We start from the raw sequence: 21579 nt of genomic DNA on the forward strand, positions 1-21579 counted from the left end.
GTCAGCCGACGCCCGGCACCGGGACCTGCGCGCCGGTCACCGCGGCAGAGGCGTCGGACACCAGGAAGGCGACGGTCTCGGCGATCGTCTCCGGCGACACCCAGCCCTTGCGCGAGGAATCCGGCTGACTCTCACGGTTTCCCGGGGTGTCGATGACCGACGGCAGAATCGCGTTGGCCCGGATGGCGTCGTCCTTGTACTCGGCCGCGAGGGCGCTGATGAACGCCCACACCGCCGCCTTGGACGTGATGTATCCGGCGGCACCGGAGAACGGCGCGAACGCGGCCTTCGCCGACACCCCGACGATCGACCCGCCACCGGCCTCGATCAGCTTCGGGATCGCCGCCGCGGACAGCAGATACAGCGGTCGCAGGTTGAGGCGGAGGAGTCGCTCGAACTCGTCGACCGGAGTCGCGTCCACCCGCTCCCCCATCGCGAAACCGCCGACCAGGTTGACCACCGCCTTCACCGGTGCCGTCGAGTCGCTCGCCGCAGCGGCGACGACCTCGGTCACCGATGACTCGTCGAACAGGTCTGCCTGCAGGGTGACCAGGCGATCGGATTCGGGTAGCCGCGACAGTTCGGCCTCGACGACCCACGGCACCACCACGCGCCAACCGTCGTCGAGCAGTTTCTTCGTGACCGCGGTACCCAAGCCGCCCGTACCGCCCGACACGATCACCGTCTGCACCATCGTCTGATCCGTCCTGTCCGATTGCCCGTTTCGTCTCACCCTATGCGTGAAAGGCTGGGCCGATGAGTACGAATGTCACCGCCGACGCTCCGGAGTGGTTTCGCACAGCAGTCGCCTCGGAACCCGAGCACTCGTCGATCACCGTCCACGGCGCACGGATCGCCTATCGCTCCTGGGGCGAACCCGGCGCCCCCGGCCTGATCCTCGTCCACGGTGGCGCGGCCCATTCCGGGTGGTGGGATCACATCGCCCCGCGGTACGCGCAGGACAGGCGCGTCGTCGCCCTCGACCTGTCCGGACACGGCGACAGCGACTGGCGCGACACCTACCGCCTGGGCGCCTGGGCCGACGAGGTCACCGCGGTCGCGGCGGCTGCCGGGGCGACCACCGAGGCAGTCCTGGTGGGGCACAGCCTCGGCGGGCTCGTCGGCATCCGGACGTCGATCGCCCACCCCGGCCTCGCCGAGAAGCTCGTGCTCGTCGACTCCCGCATCCTCGACGCCGCGATGCTCGACGAGATCCAGCGCAATCAGCCCGAGGAGGGTATTCCTCGAGGTAGCAAGCACTACCCGTCACTCGAGGCAGCCCTCGAACGGTTCCGCCTCGTGCCCGACCACGCGAGCCTCGATTTCGCCCGGGAGTACGTCGCGCGACAGTCGGTCGTCCGCGATGACGACGGCTGGCGGTGGAAGTTCGACCGCGGCTTCGCCGATGAGCTGACCGATCTGCCGTCATGCCCGCCGAATGACTGCCGACTCAGCGTCGTCTACGGCGAACACGGGGTCGTGACCCCGGCGATGATCGACACGGTCACCGCAGGTCTCGACGAACCGGCGCGCGTCGTCGAACTCGCCGGCGCCGGTCATCACATCCCGCTCGAGCAGCCCCTCGAACTGATGGATGTCATCGACGACGTTGTGCGGGCCTAACATGGACGTCGATGACCGACGACCGCGCTTCCGAGATCAGCGGCGTCGGCTCGGACTCACCAGGCTCCGCTGACTCACGCGACAGCGTCTTCGCCTCGCTGCACATCCCCAACTACCGGCTCTTCTTCGCGGGGATGACGGTGTCGATGACCGGCTCGTGGATGCAGGCCACCGCTCAGGCCTGGCTGGTCCTGACCCTGAGCGGGTCGGCATCGATCCTGGGCTTGATCGTCGCCCTCCAGGCGCTGCCCGTGCTCCTGATCGGCCCCTACGCCGGAGTCATCGCCGACCGCGTCGACCGTCGGCGGCTGCTGACGATCCTGCAGGCGATGATGGGTCTGCTCGCCGCGGTCCTCGCCGCGCTCACTCTCGCCGGGGTGGTGGCGGTGTGGCATGTGGCCGTCCTCGCGGTGCTACTCGGCCTCGGACACGCCTTCGAGCAACCCGCGCGGCAGGCGTTCATCCACCAGATCGTCGGGAAATCGCTGATCCGTAATGCCGTCACCCTGAACTCGGTGATGGTCAACGCCGCCCGCGCGGTCGGCCCGGCGGTCGCCGGCGTCATCCTCACCCTCGTCGGGGCTGGTTGGTGTTTCGCGATCAATGCGGTCAGCTTCGTCGCGGTGGTCGCCTCGCTGATCGCGCTCGACAGCACGAAGATCACCCAGGAGACCCCGGTCCCCCGCGCCAAAGGGCAACTGCGTGAGGGCATCCGCTACGTTCGCGGCGTCCCGTCGCTGTGGATCCCGCTCGCCACGATGGCGCTGGTCGGCACCTTGGCGTACAACTTCCCGGTCACCCTCACCGCCGCCGCCGATTTCGTCTTCGACGGCGGGCCACAGGCTCTCGGCTTCATGACCTCGGCCATGGGAGTCGGCGCGGTGGTCGGCGGGCTCGTCGTCGCCGCGCGCGGCACCATCGGACTGCGGCCCCTCACGCTGGCCGCGTTCGGCTTCGGCGTCACCATCGCGGCAGCAGCGCTGGCCCCGAACCTCGTCACTGCCATCTGCGCGCTGTTCCTCGTCGGTTGGCTCAGCGTGACGTTCATGTCGACCGGCAACGCCACCCTGCAACTCAACGCCGAACCCCAGATGCGGGGTCGGGTCATGGCCCTGTGGTCGGTGGCGTTCATGGGGTCGACGCCGATCGGCGGTCCGCTGATCGGCGCGGTCATCGAGGCCACCAATCCACGCGTGGGTCTGGGCGTCGGTGCCGCCGCATGTCTGGCCGCGGCGGTGCTCGCGTTCGTCGCCGCGAAACGCCTGCGGCCGGCCAGCTGAGCTGACCGGCTGCGTGCGAGGCTGGGTTCAGAGTGAGGGGTCCTCAGACCGCATCGCCCCCGTCGATGCTGCCGAAGTCGCCGACCGAGACGTTGCCCTCGTCGTCGACGGCGGTGTCGAACGTGCCGTCGCAGTCGGTGTCGGCGACCGCGATGTCGGTGTAACCGTCGCCATCGGAGTCTGCCTCGATCAGGTCGATCGCGCCGTCTGAGTTGGTGTCGTAGGCGATCGAATCGGCCGAGCCGTCACCGTCGGTGTCCAGGACGGCGTCGGTGGTGCCGTCCCCGTCGATGTCTGCGAGAGCGGCGTCGACGAGACCATCGCCGTCGGTGTCGACCAGGACTGCGTCTGCGGGGATCTGGGTGCTCATGGGTGTTCCTCTCGATGGTGCCCGCCGGTGCGGGCTGTCTGCTGCGTTCGAATACTTGGAGGGGGTGCGGGCCGACAATGTTCCCGGCGGTCCCGGAGTCGTTCGGACGGCCGACCGGTCCGAACGCGCGCGTCCCGCGTGGAACTTTCGACAAATCAGCCCCGGCGTCTCAGCCCGGCCGCTAGCGTGGCTCACGTCACGATCGGAGGGGCGATGACGCCAGATCGATTCACTGTGTCCACCGCACGACGGCGATTGCACGCGATCACCTGTCTGGCCGCGGGGGCACTCCTCGCGTCGACGATGTTGGTGTCGGCACCGGCGAGCGCCGCGAACCATTGGTTCCCCGACATCTCCGACACTTCTGTTCCCAAGGCCGAGTGTGGTCCGGGCTCCAAGCCGGAACCGGGCCTGCAGGGCGACGTCAGTGCCGAGGACCGACAGTCGGGCCGAAGCAAACAGGGTTACAACTGCAACCTGACCAAGCTCGGCAACGTCACCGGTGCGGGCGGCGGCATCGTGTCGGCATCCTTCGAGCACTGCAGTTACACCGGAAGCCTGTTCCCCGGCAACAACTTCCTGCCCCAACCGGGCGTCCAGGTCATCGACGCCTCGAATCCCCGGAAGCCAAAGGTCGTCGGGTCGCTGACGGATGCGGCGATGCGCGGCGGCACCTGGGAGACATTGAAAGTCAACAAGAAACGCAAGCTCCTCGCTGCGACCGGTGTGCCACTGGTATGGGGCGCCGGCTTTTTCGCGGTCTACGACATCTCCGATTGCACCCGCCCCAAACTGCTCAACGCCCGCGGCGGCGGCATCGCCTACCCCATCCCCTTCACCTCGCATGAGGGCGGCTGGTCACCGGACGGCCGAACCTACTGGGCGTCGGGCATCGCGCCTGGTCATCTGAGCGCGATCGACGTCGCCGACCCGCGGAACCCGAGGGTGATCTGGCAGGGACTGCACAGCTTCCTCGGCCACGGTTTCGGCATCACCCCCGACGGCAACCGGATGTACCTGTCGAACATGGCGGGCGTCACCGTCCTCGACATCAGCGCAGTGCAGCGTCGTGCGCCGTATCCGCAGGTCCCGCACGTGGCTGCATACCTGTGGCCGGACGGCCAGCTCAACCAGCACTCGATTCCGATCACCTATCGCGGCACGCCCCACATCATCACGGCCGACGAGGGTGGCTCGGGCGGCGTGAAGATCTTCGACGTCGCCCGGGTGAACAAACCGCGTTACGCCGCACAGCTCAAACTCGAGATCAACCTGCCCGAACACCTGGACACCCAGTTCCGTTCGTCCATGGGCGGTTCGTTGTTCGGCAGCAACCCGCACTATTGCGCGGTCGACCGCCCGAACGATCCGACGGCGCTGGCGTGCGCATGGGAGTCGTCCGGCATCCGCGTGTTCGACATCCGGGACTTCTCCGCCATCAAGGAGATCGCCTACTACAACCCGCCGGCGCAGAAGGGCGCCACCGCGATGACCCGACCCAACTCGCCGCATGTGCTCGGGTCGATCATCGGCGCACCGGGCATCGAAATCCTCAGCCTCGGAATGTCTCTCGCGAACGGGAAAGCCAAGCTGAACGAGATGATCGGTCCGCGCATGGGCATGGTCGTCGGGGGTGACATGGCCACCGACTGGTGCTTCTCCCCGCCGGAGTTCCACGGCAACAAGATCCTGACGACCTGTGCCGACGGCGGCTTCTACGCCCTCGAGTTGAGCAACCGGGTCTACACCCCACCGCCGGATCAGTATTCCTTCCTCGGATGACCACCAAGCAGCGGCCCGCGTGGCTGCAGATCGCCGGGCCGGCCTCGCTGGCCGTCCTGCTCGTGGCGATCGGCGTCGTCGTCGGTTCGGTGTGGTCGCCCGGCTCGCGGGACGACGTGAAGGCGATGAGTGCCGCCGACATCGGCTTCGCGCAGGACATGTCGACCCATCACGATCAGGCGCTCCTGATGGCCCGCACGATTCTCGCCGCACCCGGCGTGGACCCGACGATCCGCGGCCTGGCCGATCAGCTCGTCGTCGCTCAGTCTGCGGAGAGCGCGACCATGCGCGGTTGGCTGCAGTTCTTCGAGCTGCCCCTGACCTCGGATGAGCCGATGTCGTGGATGTCCCACGGTGATTCGCACGCACACGGTGATCTCTCAGCGGACATGCCTGACGCCCCACTCATGCCGGGTATGGCGAGCACCGACGAACTCGGCCGGCTCGCCACACTCAGCGGCGATGAGGCCGAGAAACTGTTCCTACAGTTGATGATCCGACACCATCGCGGCGGACTGGAGATGGCGCAAGCGGCGTACAACGACGACCGTTCCGGCCCGGCGACCAAGCAACTCGCCCTGAACATGCTCGGCGATCAGGGCAACGAGATCGGCCAGATGTCGATGCTCCTGAAAGAGCGCGGTGCCGAACCCCTGCCCACCTGAACGGTTCTCGCGTTCCCACGCTCTCAGTCGGTCTTGGGATGCAGCATGAACATCTCCCAGACCTCTTTCTGGTCGACGGCCCACGGGTCGTAGACGAAGGGTGCGTGCCGCAAGGCCATGCCGGCTTTCCGCGGGGTTCGGTTGGCCTTGAAACCGTTGCAGGACTTGCACGCCGCGACCTGGTTGCCGAACGTGCTCGGGCCGCCCTGAGATACGGGGACGATGTGATCCACGGTGTCGGCCGGGCCGTCGCAGTAGGCGCAGATCCATTGGTCGCGCCGCAGGATCGTCGCATTGGAAGCATAGGAATCCATCGTCTTGCCTGCGTACGGGCGGTAGGCGTCCCGCTTGATGGCCACCACCTTGTGGATGGGCAACGAGAGGGTCGGCGAATGGACGACGCGCACCAAGGGGGTGCCCTCGACGTTGCGTGCGACCTCGGTGGTCAGCAGGACGGCGGCGCGACGCCAGGTGACGCGCGCGAGGATCTGTAATCCGGCATTCGTGACGAAGATGGTCATGGATACTCCTCGATGCGTGGGCGAGTGAGCGCGCCGACCATCGAGGTTCACGACCTCAGGAACTGGTGACGCTGGATGTGATTGGTCCGGACCGGGTTCGGGCTGGTAGCCCGTACCGGCAGCCGGGGTCGGTCATCCGCCACTCGCGAACGAACACCGCCGTACCGATCGACATCTGCGCCACCTCCTTTCAGCACTCGTCTGGCCTGCTGTTCGCCACGATAACCGCGGTCAGCGCAGCCTGCCACCGTTTATGCCGCGTGTTCGCGGATGTTCACGTGCGCAATACAAGGCGTTCGCACAGCTGACGAAGGTCCCAGCGGTATCGTCGCGACGTGCCGGACACCAGCGACAACCTCGACGGGGGCGATCTCGCGGCGTCGATACTGCTCTGGGTACTCCACGTCCCGCTCGCTCTGCTGACGTTCGTCGTCGCGGCGTTCACGGCATTCGTCACGGACCCGTGCGGTTACGAGCCCTGCGGTGACCCGCGGTGGACCCAGGTCGCGGACGCGACCGCGATCATAGCGGCGATCGTGCTGTGGACTGGGTCGTTGGCGCTCGGAATCCGACGTTTGCGACGCCGTGACCGCGCCTGGCCCGTAGCCGCGTGGGCATGTGCTCTACAGCTGCTCATGATCCCGATCGTGATCGCGATCGGAAACCAGGCCGGCCCCGTCAGCTGACAGCTGACGGGGCCGGACCTGAACGGCTGAGCTCAGAAGATGTCGGGCAGATCCTCCGACACCTTGTTCGGGTACGTCGCCGGTCGCTTCTCCAGGAACGACATGACGCCCTCGTAGACGTCACCAGACTGGCCGCGGTAGAAGATCGCCTTCGAGTCGGCGTGGTGGGCGTCGAGCGGGCTGGGCGCGCCGGCCATCCGCCACAGCAGCTGACGGGTCAGGGCGGCCGAGACGGGGGCGCTGTTCGCCGTCATCTCGCGGGCGACGGCGATCGCGGTCTCGAGCACCTTCTCCTTGGGCACGACCTGCTGGATCAGTCCACGCTCGAGCGCCTCGTCGACCTGCACCATCTTGGCGCCGACCGTCCACTGCAGAGCCGTCGGCAGACCGACGAGCCGCGGGAGGAACCAGCTCGACGCCGCTTCCGGGACGAGGCCGCGGGCGGCGAAGACGAAGCCGAATTTCGCATCCTCGGAAGCGATCCGGACGTCGGCGGGCAGGGTCATGGTGACACCGACGCCGGCCGAGGGGCCGTTGATCGCGGCGATGACCGGCTTGAGCGAGGCGAACATGCGCAGCGTCAGCTTGCCACCCTCGTCGGCCGGGACCTCGTCGCCCTCGACCACCGAGGACGCGTCGAAGGTCGAGCCGCCCGCTTCGAGGTCGGCCCCGGCGCAGAACGCCCGGCCGGTGCCGGTGAGCACCACTGCGCGCACCGAGTCGTCGGCGTCGGTCTCGTCGAAGGCCGCCCGCAACTCCTCGCCCATCTGCAGGGTGAAGGCGTTGAGCCGGTCGGGGCGGTTCAGCCTAAAGATGGCGATCTCGCCGTCCCGCTCGACGGTGATGGTGGGCTCGGCCTGCGTGGCCTTACGGCCGACCTCTGATGTATCGCTCGTCACAGTGATCGATGGTATCCACCACTGTCACACCTGCCACGGGCAGGCAACACAAAGAGCGGCGGCGCCACCCTCTCGGGTGACGCCGCCGCTCTTTGTGTCAGATCTGATTGTGTCAGATCAGCTCAGGTCAGCTCGCGTCCGAGCCGCCGTCGCCTGCCTTGGACAGCTCGACCGGTGCGTCCGGGACCGCATGCGGCTTGTCCGAACCGGTGAAGGTGAACTTGGCGTCTTCGCCGTCGCCTTCGCCGTCCCAGCCCTCGACGTCGACCAGCACGATCTGTCCGGGAGCGACGTCGCCGAACAGGATCTTCTCCGAGAGCTGGTCCTCGATCTCGCGCTGGATGGTGCGACGCAGCGGGCGTGCACCGAGCACCGGATCGAAGCCGCGCTTGGCGAGCAGGGACTTGGCGCGGTCGGTGACCTCGAGCGCCATGTCCTTGTTCTTCAGCGCGCTCTCCACACGGGTCAGCATGAGGTCGACCATCTGGATGATCTCGTCACGCGTCAGCTGGTGGAAGACGACGATGTCGTCGATGCGGTTGAGGAACTCGGGCCGGAAGTGCTTCTTGAGCTCGTCGTTGACCTTCTGCTTCATCCGCTCGTAGCCGGACTTGGTGTCGTCCTTCGACGAGAAGCCCATGCCCACGGCCTTGGAGATGTCGCTCGTACCGAGGTTCGAGGTGAAGATCAGGACGGTGTTCTTGAAGTCGACCGTACGACCCTGACCGTCGGTGAGACGGCCGTCCTCGAGGACCTGCAGCAGGGTGTTGTAGATCTCCGAGTGCGCCTTCTCGATCTCGTCGAACAGCACCACCGAGAACGGCTTGCGGCGCACCTTCTCGGTGAGCTGGCCGCCCTCTTCGTAGCCGACGTAGCCGGGAGGGGCACCGAACAGACGCGACGCGGTGAAGCGGTCGTGGAACTCGCCCATGTCGATCTGGATGAGTGCGTCGTCCTCGCCGAACAGGAAGTTCGCCAGCGCCTTGGAGAGCTCGGTCTTACCGACACCGGACGGGCCGGCGAAGATGAACGAGCCCGACGGACGCTTCGGATCCTTCAGGCCGGCACGGGTGCGGCGGATCGCCTTGGAGACGGCCTTGACGGCGTCTTCCTGGCCGATGATCCGCTTGTGCAGCTCCTCCTCCATACGGAGCAGACGAGTGGTCTCCTCCTCGGTGAGCTTGAACACCGGGATACCGGTCCAGTTGCCCAGGACCTCGGCGATCTGCTCGTCGTCGACCTCGGCCACGACGTCCATGTCGCCACTGCGCCACTGCTTTTCACGCTCGGCGCGCTCGGCGACCAGCTGCTTCTCCTTGTCGCGGAGGCTGGCGGCCTTCTCGAAGTCCTGCGCGTCGATGGCGCTTTCCTTCTCCTTGCGCGCGTCGGCGATGCGCTCGTCGAACTCGCGCAGGTCTGGCGGCGCGGTCATCCGGCGGATGCGCATGCGCGCACCGGCCTCGTCGATGAGGTCGATCGCCTTGTCCGGCAGGAACCGGTCGTTGATGTAGCGGTCGGCCAGCGTCGCGGCGGCGACGAGTGCACCGTCGGTGATCGAGACGCGGTGGTGCGACTCGTAGCGATCACGCAGACCCTTGAGGATCTCGATGGTGTGCTCGACCGACGGCTCGCCGACCTGGACCGGCTGGAAGCGGCGCTCGAGGGCGGCGTCCTTCTCGATGTACTTGCGGTACTCGTCGAGGGTGGTCGCACCGATGGTCTGCAGCTCGCCGCGGGCCAGCTTCGGCTTGAGGATGCTGGCGGCGTCGATCGCACCCTCGGCGGCACCTGCGCCGACGAGCGTGTGCAGCTCGTCGATGAACAGGATGATGTCGCCGCGGGTGTTGATCTCCTTGAGGACCTTCTTCAGGCGTTCCTCGAAGTCACCGCGGTAGCGGCTGCCGGCGACCAGCGAACCGAGGTCGAGGGTGTAGAGCTGCTTGTCCTTGAGCGTCTCGGGGACCTGACCGTTGACAATGGCCTGCGCGAGGCCCTCGACGACGGCGGTCTTGCCGACGCCCGGCTCGCCGATCAGAACAGGGTTGTTCTTGGTGCGGCGGCTCAGGACCTGCATGACCCGCTCGATTTCCTTTTCCCGGCCGATGACCGGGTCGAGTTTGCCCTCGGCGGCGGCAGCGGTCAGGTTGCGACCGAACTGGTCGAGGACCAGCGAGGTGGACGGGGTGCCGGACTCGCTGCTGCGACCGCCGGTGCCCGCCTCCTGCGGCTCCTTGCCCTGGTACCCGCTCAGGAGCTGGATGACCTGCTGGCGGACCCGGTTGAGGTCGGCGCCGAGCTTGACCAGGACCTGTGCGGCAACGCCCTCACCCTCGCGGATGAGGCCGAGCAGGATGTGCTCGGTGCCGATGTAGTTGTGGCCGAGCTGCAGGGCCTCGCGCAGCGAGAGCTCCAGCACCTTCTTGGCACGCGGGGTGAACGGGATGTGTCCCGACGGTGCCTGCTGACCCTGGCCGATGATCTCCTCGACCTGACTGCGGACACCTTCCAGGGAGATCCCGAGAGACTCGAGCGCCTTGGCAGCCACACCCTCGCCCTCGTGGATGAGGCCGAGGAGGATGTGCTCGGTACCGATGTAGTTGTGGTTGAGCATCCGCGCTTCTTCTTGGGCCAGAACCACAACCCGTCGCGCGCGGTCGGTGAACCGTTCGAACATTGTTCTCCCTCACATTGCTAGCGCCCCGGCCGCCGCGAGAACCACCTCGTGTGTCCGGTCGGGACAACGCGGTGCGGGTAGGCGACGACCAGCCTGCTTCCACTCTAGAGGTCGTTGCTGATGTACCTGCAGTTAACGCCCGTGCAGAGTGCACGGATTGACCGCGATGGCGGGGATGTGCACAGTACAACTGTGCAGGCCGGGGCTGTGTTCCCCGTCCGCTACGCCCAGAGCGAACGGGTCGCCGGACCACCTCGAATGGGGGACGTTGCGGGTTCAGGCCGGCAGTACCGACAGGATGTTGCCCCGGCCGGTCGAGAACCAGACGATCTGGATCATTCGGTGTCGGCGCTGGACAGGGGCGGTGAGCCGATCGTTACGGTTGCCATACCAATCCAGACCGGGTGGGGGCTCCGAATTCATCGCCGGCAATCGGCGAGTCGGGCAATTCACCCGACCACTCGAGTTCGGAGAGGCTAGCGTCATACGTCATGAGTGCTGGTGAGAGACCTGCAGTCCCGTCCACTCCGGCCACCCCGGACACCGGGGAACCAGCGCGGCGCCGGAGTACGGTCAACCTGACCGTCTTCGTCGCGTCGGCGGTCATCGTGCTCGCCTTCGCGATCTGGGCGTTGGCCGCGCCGGCCGCGGCGGAGTCCGTGATCAACGAGGTGCGGAACTTCATCACCCGCTGGTTCGGCTGGTGGTACTTCATCCTCGCCACCGCGATCGTCGGTCTCGTCGTCTTCCTCGGTGTCAGCAAGTACGGGCGGTACCGCCTCGGACCGGAGGAATCCCGTCCCGAGTACAGCCTGTTCACCTGGACGTCGATGCTGTTCGCCGCCGGTATCGGCATCGACCTGATGTTCTTCTCGGTCGCCGAACCGGTCACCCACTTCCTCAATCCCCCGACGGGCGCGGCGGAGACCAACTTCGCCGCGCGGGAGGCCGTGACGTGGACCGTCTTCCACTACGGGGTCACGGGTTGGGCGATGTACGCCCTGATGGGCGGGGCCCTGGCCTACTTCGCGTTCCGACACAATCTGCCGTTGACGATCCGCGCGGCGCTGTACCCGATCTTCGGCAAGCGGGTCGAGGGACGGTGGGGCGACGCCATCGACGTCGCAGCCGTGCTCGGCACGATCTTCGGCATCGCGACGTCCCTGGGAATCGGCGTCGTACAGCTCAACTTCGGCCTCAACGAGATCTTCGGCATCGAGCAGGGGAAGGCCGCGCAGATCGGCCTGATCGCCCTGTCGGTCGTCATCGCCACCGCATCGGCGACCTCCGGTGTGGACAAGGGCATCCGGCGCCTGTCGGAGATCAACGTCATCCTCGCGATCCTGATGCTGGTCTACATCACCGTCGCCAAGGACGCCGACTTCCTGCTCAACGGTCTTGTGCAGAATGCCGGCGACTACGTGTCGACGTTCGCCGACCGCACCCTCGACACGTTCGCCTGGGATCAGGTGAACCCGCCGCCCGGCAACGACGCCCGCGCCTTCGTCGACGGTTGGACGTTGTTCTTCTGGGCCTGGTGGGTCGCCTGGGCGCCCTTCGTCGGCCTGTTCCTGGCGCGCATCTCGCGCGGACGCACGTTGCGGCAGTTCATCTTCGGCGTTCTCGTGGTCCCGTTCAGCTTCATCCTGGTGTGGGTCTCGATCTTCGGTAACAGCGCCCTCGCCGTCGCCCGCGGGGACCAGGAATTCGCCGAGACCACCGCTTCCACCCCGGAAGCCGGCTTCTACTCACTGCTCGACCAATATCCGGGCGCGACGCTCCTGATCGGCATCGCCACCATCACCGGTCTGCTGTTCTACGTGACGAGCGCCGACTCGGGGTCCCTGGTCATGGGCAACTTCACCAGCCGACTCGACGATCCGATGGCGGACTGCTCCCGGTCGCTGCGCATCTTCTGGTCGGTCGCCATCGGTCTGCTGACGCTCTCGATGCTCTTCGCCGGCGGAGGGGACGGGTCGATCCTGACGCTGCAGGCCGCGACGGTCATCATGGGGCTGCCGTTCTCATTCGTCCTGGGCCTGATCGGCGTCTCGCTGCTACGGGCCGTACGCAACGAGTCGTACAAGCTCGACAGTTTCCGCGCGACGCTGCCGAAGGTGATCGCCGTCGGACGCGGGCCCACCGAGCAGAGCAGTTGGCGACAACGCCTGATCGGAACCCTCCGCTTCCCGGGTCGGGTCGCGACGCGCAAGTTCATCACCGCGACGGTGGTCCCGGCGATGCACGAGGTCGCCGACCAGTTCGGACGCGAAGGTGTCTCGGCGACGGTCGACGAATCGGCCGAAAACGAAGGCTTGCCCTCGCCTCGGCTCATCGTCGAACTGGCCGACGTCCCCGCCTTCGAGTACTGCGTGTGGCCGGTGTCCGCGCCGACCCCGACCTACGCGGTGCGTTCACAGCGTTCCGATGACCGGTACTTCCGGTGCGAGGTGTATCTGACCGAAGGCTCACAGGGTTATTCGTTGTCGGGGTACACCCGGGAGCAGATCATCGGCGACATCCTCGACCAGTACGAACGGCATCTGGGTTACCTCCATCTGCGTGACTCGGCAACCGATCATCACGATCACGCCGAGGTCGACCCCGACACCGGTGACGCCCCCGGCGGGTACAGGCAAACCGGTACCGTCGCAGAGACGGACATACCCGACAGCAACCCGGAAGGAGCGCCCGCTCCATGAGCGACACTCTGTACATCGACGGCCGCTGGCAGGCCGCGAAGTCCGGCAAGACCCGCGAGATCCGTTGCCCCGCGGACAATTCTGTGGTGGGCGTGGTGGCCGAGGCGTCCGCGGAGGACACCGAGGCGGCGATCGCCGCAGCCCGACGCGCTTTCGACGCCGGTGACTGGAGCGGCACCCCGGCCGCCGAACGCGGCGATCTACTGCTCCGTGTCGCCGATCAGATCGACGCCCGCCGAGACGATTTCGTCCGTGCCGAGACGCTCGACACCGGCAAGCGGCCGTACGAGTCGGACATCGACATGACCGACATCGCCAACTGCTTCCGCTACTTCGGCAAGCTGGCGGCCCAGGATGCCGGTCGAGTCGTGGACACCGGGTCACCTGATGCGGACTCGCGGATCGTCTACGAACCGGTCGGCGTCTGCGGTCTCATCACGCCCTGGAACTATCCGCTGCTGCAGGCGGCGTGGAAGGTGGCACCGGCGCTGGCCGCGGGCAACACCTTCGTGCTGAAGCCTGCCGAGCTGACACCGCACACCTCGATCCTTCTCCTGGAAGTCCTCGATGGCCTGGGACTTCCGGCCGGGGTCGCGAACCTCGTCCTCGGTGCCGGGGCGGATGCGGGTGCGCCGCTATCGTCGCATCCCGACGTCGATCTGGTGTCGTTCACCGGCGGACTCGTGACCGGCCGCGTCATCGCGCGCGAGGCCGCAGCGACGGTGAAGAAGGTGGCGCTCGAACTCGGCGGCAAGAACCCCAACGTGGTGTTCGCCGACGCCTGCGCCACCGACGAGTTGCTCGCGGCCGCGGTGGACAACGCACTCAACGCCGCGTTCCTGCACTCCGGCCAGGTCTGTTCCGCGGGCGCGCGACTCATCATCGAGGAGTCCGCGCACGACCGGTTCGTCGACGAATTGGTCCGTCGCGCCGAGCAGATCCGTCTCGGACTCCCCTACAGCGAGGGCACCGAGACCGGACCGCTGATCTCCGAAGCCCACCGCGACAAGGTGCACGCCTACGTCGAGCAGGCTCGCGCCGACGGTGCGGTGATCCGCACGGGCGGCGCCTTCGCGACCGGCGATCAGGGGTCGGGGAAGCTCGACGACGGCTGGTTCTACCTGCCCACCGTCATCGACCGCGCCGATCGTTCGATGGCCTGCGTGCACGACGAGGCCTTCGGGCCGACCGTGACCGTCGAGACCTTCACCACCGAGGACGAGGCGGTGACGCTGGCCAACGACACCGTCTACGGCCTCGCCGGCGCGGTGTGGTCGTCCGACGCCGCTCGTGCGCGACGCATCGCCGGCCGTATCCGGGCAGGCACGGTGTGGGTCAACGACTTCGGGCCCTACCTCCCCCAGGCGGAGTGGGGTGGATACGGCCAGTCCGGTTTCGGCCGTGAGCTCGGGCCGTCGGGCCTGGCCGAATATCGCGAGGCAAAGCACGTCTACGAGAACCTCCGGCCGGGTGTGACCGGCTGGTTCGAGGACCGGAAGGGGCAGCAGCAGTGAGTGAGTCGTACGACTACGTCGTCGTCGGAGGCGGTTCGGCGGGTGCGGCGGTGGCGTCCCGATTGTCCGAGGACCCGTCGGTCACGGTGTGCCTCCTGGAAGCCGGCCCGTCCGACGTCGGCGACGACGCGATCCTGCGACTCGACCGCTGGATGGAGCTGCTCGAATCCGGTTACGACTGGGACTATCCCATCGAACCGCAGGAGAACGGTAACGACTTCATGCGGCATGCTCGCGCAAAAGTGCTGGGCGGTTGCAGTTCCCACAACAGCTGCATCGCCTTCTGGGCACCGCGTGAGGACCTCGATTCCTGGGAACGCAACTTCGGTTGCGCGGGTTGGGGTTCGGAGGAGTTGTACCGCCTCTACCCGCAGATCGAGACCAACGACGCACCCGGCGATCACCACGGCCGCAGCGGCCCGGTCCACATCATGACTGTGCCGCCGAACGATCCGTGCGGTGTCGCCGTGCTCGACGCCTGTGAGGCGGTCGGCATCCCGAGGGCCGAGTTCAACAGCGGCGCAACGGTGGTCAACGGCGCCAACTTCTTCCAGATCAACCGACGCCCCGACGGTGTGCGCGCCTCGTCGTCGGTCAGCTACCTCCACCCGAATCTCGACCGCCCCAATCTCACGATCCGCACCGGTTCCTGGGCCAAGCGCATCGTCATCGAGAAGGTCGACGGCGAGTTGCGTGCCGTCGGCGTCGACATCACCGACAACGCCTTCGGCCGCACCACGAGGATCGAGGCCGGTCGCGAGGTCATCGTGTCGACGGGTGCCATCGACACCCCGAAGCTACTGATGCTCTCCGGGATCGGTCCGGCCGAGGACCTGCGTGAGCACGGTATCGACGTCCTCGTCGACTCCCCCGGCGTCGGCGAACACCTCCAGGACCACCCCGAGGGTGTCATCGGCTTCGAGACGAAGAAGCCCATGACGCAGGAGTCGACGCAGTGGTGGGAGGCCGGCATCTTCACGACGGTCGACGACGGTCTCGACCGACCAGACCTGATGATGCACTACGGCAGCGTGCCTTTCGACATGCACACCCTGCGCCAGGGCTACCCCACCAGCGAGAACACCTTCTGCCTGACGCCGAACGTCACCCACGCACGGTCGCGGGGCACAGTGAAGCTGCGGTCGCGCGACTTCCGCGACAAGCCTCGCGTCGACCCCCAGTACTTCACCGACCCCGAGGGTTACGACATGCGGATCATGACCGCCGGCCTCCGCAAGGCACGAGAGATCGCCGCGGCCGCACCACTGCAGGAATGGGTTGCGCGCGAACTCTATCCGGGACCCGACACCACCAGCGACGAGGAGCTCGCCGACTACGTCCGACGCACCCACAACACCGTCTACCACCCCGTGGGCACGGTCCGGATGGGACCGCCGGACGACGACATGTCGCCGCTCGACCCCGAGCTGCGGGTCAAGGGAGTCGCCGGCCTGCGCGTCGCCGACGCGTCGGTCTTCCCCGAACACACCACCGTGAACCCGAACATCACCGTCATGCTTGTCGGGGAACGGTGTGCCGAGTTGGTGGCGGCAGAGCGGTGACCGTCTAGCTCCGAAACGAGTCGACTACGCGGTCGAGGACCGCGGCGACCTCCGCGGTCGCCGCGTCTCGATCCTCGGCCGCGGCGACGTAGAGCGCCGCCTCGTCGAGCGCACCGATCGCCACGTGGGCAAGAGGCCGGGTCGGCTGGTCGATGGCCTGGCCTGCGGCGATCGCCGCCTTGATCAGCCCTTCGACAAGGGCGAAGCCGAACTCCTCGCCGCGTGCTCGCCACTGGGCCCAGCCGAGGACGGACGGCGCCTCGACGAGGGTGATCCGGTGTACCGAGGGTTCGGTGCACAGTTCGAGGAACAGCCGCATGCCCGACTTCAGTGCAGCAATCGGGTCGTCGGCCGCGAGCGAGGCGGACCGTTCGGCGATCCGGGCGACGACGTCCTGCTCCACCGCGTCGTAGACGGCGGTGAACAGACCCTTCTTGTCATCGAACTGGTGGTAGAGCGCGCCGCGAGTCACGCCGGCTTCGGCGACGATCTCCTGGGTGCCGACGTCGGCGAAGCCGCGCTCACCGAAAAGCTTGCGACCTGCAGCGATGAGCGCCGCGCGGGTCGCCGCGGTGCGTTCGGCCTGGGTCCGACGATTGACTTTCATACAGTCTGCACGTAACTTTCGTACTCAGTGTTCGTAAGTTCACTGAGTCTACGAGAAGCGGACCTCGCCATGGCCAACATGCTGCCGACCGTCGAACTCCCGTCTGGGGTCATCGAGTACGCCACATACGGACCCACCGATTCCACCCTGCCGCCGATCGTCTTCATGCATGGGGCCGTCGTCGATCACCGGCTGTGGGAACCGGTCGCCGAACTCCTCGCCGAACGCGGTCACCGGTGCTTCGTGCCATTGATGCCGCTCGGTTCACACCGAATCCCGTGGGGACCGGATGCGGACCGTTCACCGCGCGGTGCCAGCCGGTTGTTGCGCGAGTTCGTCGGGCACTTCGACCTGTCGTCGGCGACACTGGTGGCCAACGACACCGGCGGCGCGGTCACCCAGTTCGCCCTCGACGAGGACCCGCACTTCGTCAACCGCCTCGTGTTCACCAATTGCGACGCCTTCGATCTGTTTCCGCCGCAACCGTTTCGACTGGACTTCGCATTGATGCGGCAGCGACTCCTGCTGAAGCCGCTCGTCGAAGCGATGCGGTTCAAGGCTCTGCGTCATTCCCCGCTCGGAGTCGGCTTGCTCCTCCACGACCCCGACCCTGGTCTCACCGGTTCGATGTTCACTCCCCTGCATAGCGACGCCCGCATCCGCGACGACTTCATCGCATTCCTGCGCGCGATCAGCCCGGCAGAGCTAGCCACGGTGACCCCACGCATGTCACGGGTCGAGCTGCCCGTGCGGTTCGTGTGGGGTCGTGACGACCGGTGTTTCACTCTCGAACACGGTCGACGGTTCGCCTCGGTCTTCCCCGGAGCCCACGGCGAGGGCGCCCGGTTCGTCGAGGTCCCCGACGCCCGGACGTTCGTCTCGCTGGACCAGCCGCGGGCGGTGGCCTCGGAGATCGCGGCGTTCACGACGAAGGCGTCGAAACGCTAGGAAAAAACTTCGCCGAAGGGCGTCGGGTTCCGTCGCCCACGCACGACGATGAAGACGTGAGCAGCGACCAATCGGCGTCTTCTGGACCAGAGGGACTGCTGGCGGTGTACGACCAGGCACTTCCGGCCGTCTACGGGTTCGTGGTCCGTCGCTGCGCGGATCGGCGGACTGCAGAGGACGTGACCTCGGAGACCTTCCTGGCCGCGATGGACTCCGTCCGCCGGCACCAGGACACCGAACCGACCACTCCGTGGCTGATCGGGATCGCGCGGCACAAGCTCGCCGATCACTGGCGGCGCGCCCAACGCACGCCGGAACCGGTCGAGGATGTACCCGACCACGGGGACGATCCATGGGACACCGAACTCGACCGCATGGTCGCCCACCACACGCTGGGGCAGCTGACGCCGATCCACCGCGCTGTGCTCACGTTGCGCTACGTCGACGACCTTCCCGTCGGCGAATGCGCCGAGATCCTCGGTCGCACGGTCGGTGCCACCGAGGCGCTTCTCACCCGCGCGAAGCGTGCCTTCCGCGCGGCCTACCCCGAACCACAACGCCAGAGCAGCGGGAGAGGAGGTCACGCATGAACACCCGGAACAGCGCACGCTTCGGCGAGGCACGGGATCCGTTGCACGTACTGCGCGCAGCCGACACCCCCGGCTTCGACGATCCTGTCCAGCCCGACCGCGACTTCGCCGCGTCCCTGCGCGACCGACTCGAACGCGGGGCGACACTACCGCAAGGAGTCATCATGTCCACCGCAACACAATTCGACGAGCCCGTTACCGCGGAGGCGACGAGCGCGCTGCCCGTGGTCGAGCGACCCGGCGCACTCCCCTACCTCACCGTGGCAGAGCCGCAGGCCGCCATCGACTGGTACACCGCAAACCTCGGTGCTCGGCTCCGTGGTGAGCCGATCGTGATGGACGACGGGTCAATCGGCCACGCCGAACTCGAAATCGGTGGCGGGGTCATCTATCTCGCCGGCGAGTTCCCTGACCTCGGTTTGCGGGCGCCCGCCCCGGGCCACGTCTCGGTGAGCCTGATGCTCGAGGTTGGCGACACCGACGCCGCGGTCGCCACCGCGTCACGCGCGGGCGCCTCCGTGACCCGCGAGCCCTACGATGCGTACGGTTCACGCACCGGTGTCATCGTCGACCCGTTCGGTCACCGCTGGATGCTGACCGGGCCGTCGAAAAGCCGGCTGTCCAACCGGATTCGTCAGGGCGACATCGGCTACATGTCGCTGAACACCCCCGACGCTGCGCGCGCCCGACGTTTTTACGCCGCGGTCCTCGGCTGGGAGTTCGATCCCGAGGGTCGCCGCGTGACCAACGTCGGGCATCGACTCGGAATCTTCGAGACCGACGGCGCGCCAACGGTGTTCTGCGCCTACGCCGTCGACGACCTCGAGGCCGCCCATGCAAGGATCGTCGCAGCCGGCGGGCGAGGCGAGTTCGGGACGAGTCCCGACGGTCACCGCGTCGTCGACTCAGTCGATGCGCAGGGTGTGCGTTTCGCGGTGTTCGCCCCCGAACCCGGCGACGTCCGACCCGACCAGCACCCCCGCGGCATCGGGGCGATGAGCTACCTCACCGTGATGACCCCGGACAGCGCCCGCTTCCGCGACTTCTACGGAACTGTACTCGGCTGGACCTTCCACGGCGGACGAATCGACGACGGCTGGGAAGTCGACGACAGTCGGCCACAGGTCGGGATCGCCGGTGGCGCCGACACTTCCGTCGCGGTGCCGATGTGGGTGACCGACGACGTCGAGGCAGCGGTCGAACGTGTCCGCGGCGCCGGCGGGACGGTCCTCGAGGAACCCCGCACCGCGCCGTACGGCATCTCCGCCCGGTGCGCCGACGACCAGGGAGCGCAGTTCTATCTCGGCCAGTTGTTCTGAGGGCCTGACGCCCAGACCTCACTTCGACGGTGCGACTTCGATCGAAGTCTCACCGTCGGATTGATGTCGCGCACGACTTCAGATCGGTTGATCATTCTGCCACACAATGTGTTACCTCGCTGCTCCTGTGGATGAGAATCCGAGTTTGTCGGTGGGTTGATCTAGATTGGTCGGTAACAGATTCAGCCATCCAGGTTGGGCTGTAGACGTTGTGGGGGCAGCGTGAGCAGGTGGACCGATCTACCGGGCGGGTTTCTCGCCGGGGTCGATCCTGCCCACCCCGAATCATCCTCTACCGCAACCCATATGGAACGGCTCCGCGCGATCCGCCACGGCGAGTCCTTCCTGGCGTGGTGCCGATATGAATCGATCGTCACCGTCTACGACCAACTCGTCATCGACACCAGTGGCGGGTTTTTCATCGACCGCTACAGCGAAATGGTCACCCGCCTCTGCCGCGAAGCCGCGATCACCCGCTATCAGGCTGATCAGTGGGTCGGTGAAGCCCTCGCCCTGCGCGACCGGTTACCGAAAGTGTTGACCACCCTGCGCGACGGCATCCTGTCGCGGCAGCTGATTCAAACGGTGATCTCGCGCACCGATCTGATCTCCGACGCGGCGACCATCGCCGACCTCGACACCGAGATCGAGTCCATCCTGCGCCACCGCACGGGCGCCTGGACTCGGGTGAAGCTGCGCGACATGGTCGACCGGTTGGTGTTCCGCCATGACCCCGACGCGGTCCGGGAACGGCGTCGCGAAGCGCTGGACAAGCGCGGTATGTGGATCGAGAACTTCACCGACGGTACCGGTGAGATCACCGGTGTGATGGCTGCGGAGAACATCCGTATCGCCGCGAAAGCGGTGAAAGCCCTCGCCGACACCGTGTGTGCCCACGATGGCCGGAATCGTAATCAGCGCAACTCTGATGCGATGTTCGCGCTGTTGACCGGCACCGTCTTCGACTGCCAATGCCGACGTGAGCAGTGTGCTGCCGAGATTCCCGACCCGGCGAAGGTGGTCCGGTCGGTGAGCACCGAGGCTGTCATCCACGTCGTCACCGACGCCGCCACTCTCGCCGGGGCACCAGGGATCGGTTGGGTCGACGGCCACGGCATCGTCTCCGACGAGCACGTCCGTGACCTCGCCGAGCGGCCCGACGCCACCATCACACCCGTCACCCCGGTCCGCACCGCACCGACGCGCGTTGTCGCAGTGCGGCCGACGACAAAGACTTCCGACGGTCCGGATAGCCCCGTCGAGCCGAGATCGGCCGATGCCCCGCCGGCAGACATGGTGATCGTCTTCCCGGGTGCACAGTCGGCCGATCCGTATCGACCCACCGCTGCGTGCTCCGACTTCGTGCGTGTTCGTGACGGTTACTGCACCGAACCCGGTTGCCGATGTTCGGCTTTCGACGCCGATCTCGACCATGTCACCGAGTACGACCGCACCAACCCCACCCAGGGTGGGTCGACGTCGAGTGAGAATCTGAACGCGAAGTGCCGGTTCGGGCACCTGCACAAGACCTTCGGTGATTGGGTCGATGTCCAGTACCGCGACGACGACGGTCGCCTGGTCACCGAATACCGCACCCCGGAAGGGTTCGTCATCCCCGGCGACGCCGAAAACCTCGAAGACTCGTTCCCGAACCTGCGGCGCATTCGCTACGAGCAGCCACCCCAGGCCCCACCCACACCACGGGTCATCGCGGGCGACGACACCCCGCCCACACCCAACCGGCTCGCACAGAAACACGCGCGCCGGCGAGCCGAACGTGCCCGCAACAAGCCTCAGCGCCTCGCCGACCAGGCAGACCCGCCGCCATTCTGACGGG

The 21579-nt window shown here is 66.9% G+C and carries 18 protein-coding genes; 12 read left to right on the forward strand and 6 right to left on the reverse strand.

Annotation, left to right across the window (positions count from 1 at the left end; all coding sequences use genetic code 11):
• Position 1: 1 nt before the first annotated feature.
• Positions 2–694 carry an SDR family NAD(P)-dependent oxidoreductase gene (locus tag GONAM_RS03835; RefSeq protein ID WP_006865460.1) on the reverse strand — a complete coding sequence of 231 codons (693 nt, stop codon included), beginning with the start codon at positions 692–694 and terminating at the stop codon, positions 2–4.
• Between the two features lie 62 nt (positions 695–756).
• Between GONAM_RS03835 and GONAM_RS03840 the strand changes: the two genes are divergently transcribed.
• Positions 757–1623: an alpha/beta fold hydrolase gene (locus tag GONAM_RS03840; protein ID WP_006865461.1), complete on the forward strand. Its 867-nt coding sequence runs from the start codon at positions 757–759 to the stop codon at positions 1621–1623.
• Between the two features lie 11 nt (positions 1624–1634).
• On the forward strand, positions 1635–2903 hold the full coding sequence (locus GONAM_RS03845) for an MFS transporter (protein ID WP_006865462.1): 1269 nt from the start codon (positions 1635–1637) through the stop codon (positions 2901–2903).
• A gap of 43 nt (positions 2904–2946) precedes the next feature.
• Here the strand turns inward: GONAM_RS03845 and GONAM_RS03850 are convergent, their stop codons facing one another.
• Entirely contained in the window at positions 2947–3273 is a 327-nt protein-coding gene (locus GONAM_RS03850; protein WP_006865463.1) for a hypothetical protein, read from the reverse strand.
• Positions 3274–3576: 303 nt separating this feature from the next.
• Between GONAM_RS03850 and GONAM_RS03855 the strand changes: the two genes are divergently transcribed.
• Together GONAM_RS03855 and GONAM_RS03860 are read left to right on the forward strand one after the other, a co-directional pair.
• Positions 3577–5055, forward strand: a complete 1479-nt coding sequence (locus tag GONAM_RS03855; protein WP_040535316.1) for an LVIVD repeat-containing protein — start codon at positions 3577–3579, stop codon at positions 5053–5055.
• The gene (locus GONAM_RS03860; protein ID WP_006865465.1) at positions 5052–5720 is read left to right on the forward strand and encodes a DUF305 domain-containing protein; all 669 of its coding nucleotides are present in this window, start codon (positions 5052–5054) and stop codon (positions 5718–5720) included. Before GONAM_RS03855 ends, GONAM_RS03860 begins: the two co-directional genes overlap by 4 nt.
• A 23-nt stretch (positions 5721–5743) precedes the next feature.
• On the opposite strand, the gene GONAM_RS03865 is transcribed toward GONAM_RS03860, so the two are convergent.
• Positions 5744–6241 (reverse strand): HNH endonuclease, encoded by a 498-nt coding sequence (locus tag GONAM_RS03865; protein WP_006865466.1) that lies wholly within the window; start codon positions 6239–6241, stop codon positions 5744–5746.
• Positions 6242–6576: 335 nt separating this feature from the next.
• On the opposite strand from GONAM_RS03865, the gene GONAM_RS03870 reads away from it, so the two are divergent.
• Entirely contained in the window at positions 6577–6927 is a 351-nt protein-coding gene (locus GONAM_RS03870) for a hypothetical protein (protein ID WP_006865467.1), read from the forward strand.
• A gap of 32 nt (positions 6928–6959) precedes the next feature.
• Here GONAM_RS03870 and GONAM_RS03875 read toward each other — a convergent pair whose 3' ends face one another.
• Entirely contained in the window at positions 6960–7826 is an 867-nt protein-coding gene (locus GONAM_RS03875) for an enoyl-CoA hydratase-related protein (RefSeq protein ID WP_006865468.1), read from the reverse strand.
• Positions 7827–7953: 127 nt separating this feature from the next.
• Positions 7954–10500 carry an ATP-dependent Clp protease ATP-binding subunit gene (locus GONAM_RS03880; RefSeq protein ID WP_040535282.1) on the reverse strand — a complete coding sequence of 849 codons (2547 nt, stop codon included), beginning with the start codon at positions 10498–10500 and terminating at the stop codon, positions 7954–7956.
• Positions 10501–10991: 491 nt separating this feature from the next.
• Here GONAM_RS03880 and betT point away from each other — a divergent pair, with 491 nt between their 5' ends.
• The 3 genes from betT to GONAM_RS03895 are packed head-to-tail and all read left to right on the forward strand — an operon-like array spanning position 10992 to position 16278.
• The gene (betT, locus tag GONAM_RS03885) at positions 10992–13202 is read left to right on the forward strand and encodes a choline BCCT transporter BetT (RefSeq protein ID WP_006865470.1); all 2211 of its coding nucleotides are present in this window, start codon (positions 10992–10994) and stop codon (positions 13200–13202) included.
• The gene (locus GONAM_RS03890; RefSeq protein ID WP_006865471.1) at positions 13199–14716 is read left to right on the forward strand and encodes an aldehyde dehydrogenase family protein; all 1518 of its coding nucleotides are present in this window, start codon (positions 13199–13201) and stop codon (positions 14714–14716) included. Before betT ends, GONAM_RS03890 begins: the two co-directional genes overlap by 4 nt.
• Positions 14713–16278, forward strand: coding sequence for a GMC family oxidoreductase (locus tag GONAM_RS03895; protein ID WP_006865472.1), 1566 nt, complete (start codon positions 14713–14715; stop codon positions 16276–16278). Before GONAM_RS03890 ends, GONAM_RS03895 begins: the two co-directional genes overlap by 4 nt.
• 4 nt (positions 16279–16282) lie before the next feature.
• Here the strand turns inward: GONAM_RS03895 and GONAM_RS03900 are convergent, their stop codons facing one another.
• A complete protein-coding gene (locus tag GONAM_RS03900) occupies positions 16283–16885 on the reverse strand; it encodes a TetR/AcrR family transcriptional regulator (protein WP_006865473.1) in 603 nt (200 codons plus the stop codon).
• A gap of 69 nt (positions 16886–16954) precedes the next feature.
• On the opposite strand from GONAM_RS03900, the gene GONAM_RS03905 reads away from it, so the two are divergent.
• The 4 genes from GONAM_RS03905 (at position 16955) to GONAM_RS03920 (ending at position 21575) form a co-directional block, all read left to right on the forward strand.
• Positions 16955–17833, forward strand: coding sequence for an alpha/beta fold hydrolase (locus GONAM_RS03905; protein WP_006865474.1), 879 nt, complete (start codon positions 16955–16957; stop codon positions 17831–17833).
• Between the two features lie 95 nt (positions 17834–17928).
• Positions 17929–18423, forward strand: a complete 495-nt coding sequence (locus GONAM_RS03910; protein ID WP_040535319.1) for an RNA polymerase sigma factor — start codon at positions 17929–17931, stop codon at positions 18421–18423.
• Entirely contained in the window at positions 18420–19742 is a 1323-nt protein-coding gene (locus tag GONAM_RS03915) for a VOC family protein (RefSeq protein ID WP_040535285.1), read from the forward strand. Before GONAM_RS03910 ends, GONAM_RS03915 begins: the two co-directional genes overlap by 4 nt.
• Positions 19743–19964: 222 nt before the next feature.
• A complete protein-coding gene (locus GONAM_RS03920) occupies positions 19965–21575 on the forward strand; it encodes an HNH endonuclease signature motif containing protein (RefSeq protein WP_040535287.1) in 1611 nt (536 codons plus the stop codon).
• Positions 21576–21579: the final 4 nt, after the last annotated feature.

The sequence above is a fragment of the Gordonia namibiensis NBRC 108229 genome, from assembly GCF_000298235.1.
In the GTDB taxonomy this organism is placed as follows: Bacteria; Actinomycetota; Actinomycetes; order Mycobacteriales; family Mycobacteriaceae; genus Gordonia; species Gordonia namibiensis.

Coding starts and splice junctions, on each gene's coding strand:
- GONAM_RS03860 (WP_006865465.1), top strand. CDS start 5,052: ATGACCACCAAGCAGCGGCCCGCGTGGCTGCAGATCGCCGGGCCGGCC.
- GONAM_RS03845 (WP_006865462.1), top strand. CDS start 1,635: ATGACCGACGACCGCGCTTCCGAGATCAGCGGCGTCGGCTCGGACTCA.
- GONAM_RS03900 (WP_006865473.1), bottom strand. CDS start 16,885: ATGAAAGTCAATCGTCGGACCCAGGCCGAACGCACCGCGGCGACCCGC.
- GONAM_RS03855 (WP_040535316.1), top strand. CDS start 3,577: ATGTTGGTGTCGGCACCGGCGAGCGCCGCGAACCATTGGTTCCCCGAC.
- GONAM_RS03850 (WP_006865463.1), bottom strand. CDS start 3,273: ATGAGCACCCAGATCCCCGCAGACGCAGTCCTGGTCGACACCGACGGC.
- GONAM_RS03865 (WP_006865466.1), bottom strand. CDS start 6,241: ATGACCATCTTCGTCACGAATGCCGGATTACAGATCCTCGCGCGCGTC.
- GONAM_RS03890 (WP_006865471.1), top strand. CDS start 13,199: ATGAGCGACACTCTGTACATCGACGGCCGCTGGCAGGCCGCGAAGTCC.
- GONAM_RS03880 (WP_040535282.1), bottom strand. CDS start 10,500: ATGTTCGAACGGTTCACCGACCGCGCGCGACGGGTTGTGGTTCTGGCC.
- GONAM_RS03905 (WP_006865474.1), top strand. CDS start 16,955: ATGGCCAACATGCTGCCGACCGTCGAACTCCCGTCTGGGGTCATCGAG.
- betT (WP_006865470.1), top strand. CDS start 10,992: ATGAGTGCTGGTGAGAGACCTGCAGTCCCGTCCACTCCGGCCACCCCG.
- GONAM_RS03835 (WP_006865460.1), bottom strand. CDS start 694: ATGGTGCAGACGGTGATCGTGTCGGGCGGTACGGGCGGCTTGGGTACC.
- GONAM_RS03840 (WP_006865461.1), top strand. CDS start 757: ATGAGTACGAATGTCACCGCCGACGCTCCGGAGTGGTTTCGCACAGCA.
- GONAM_RS03915 (WP_040535285.1), top strand. CDS start 18,420: ATGAACACCCGGAACAGCGCACGCTTCGGCGAGGCACGGGATCCGTTG.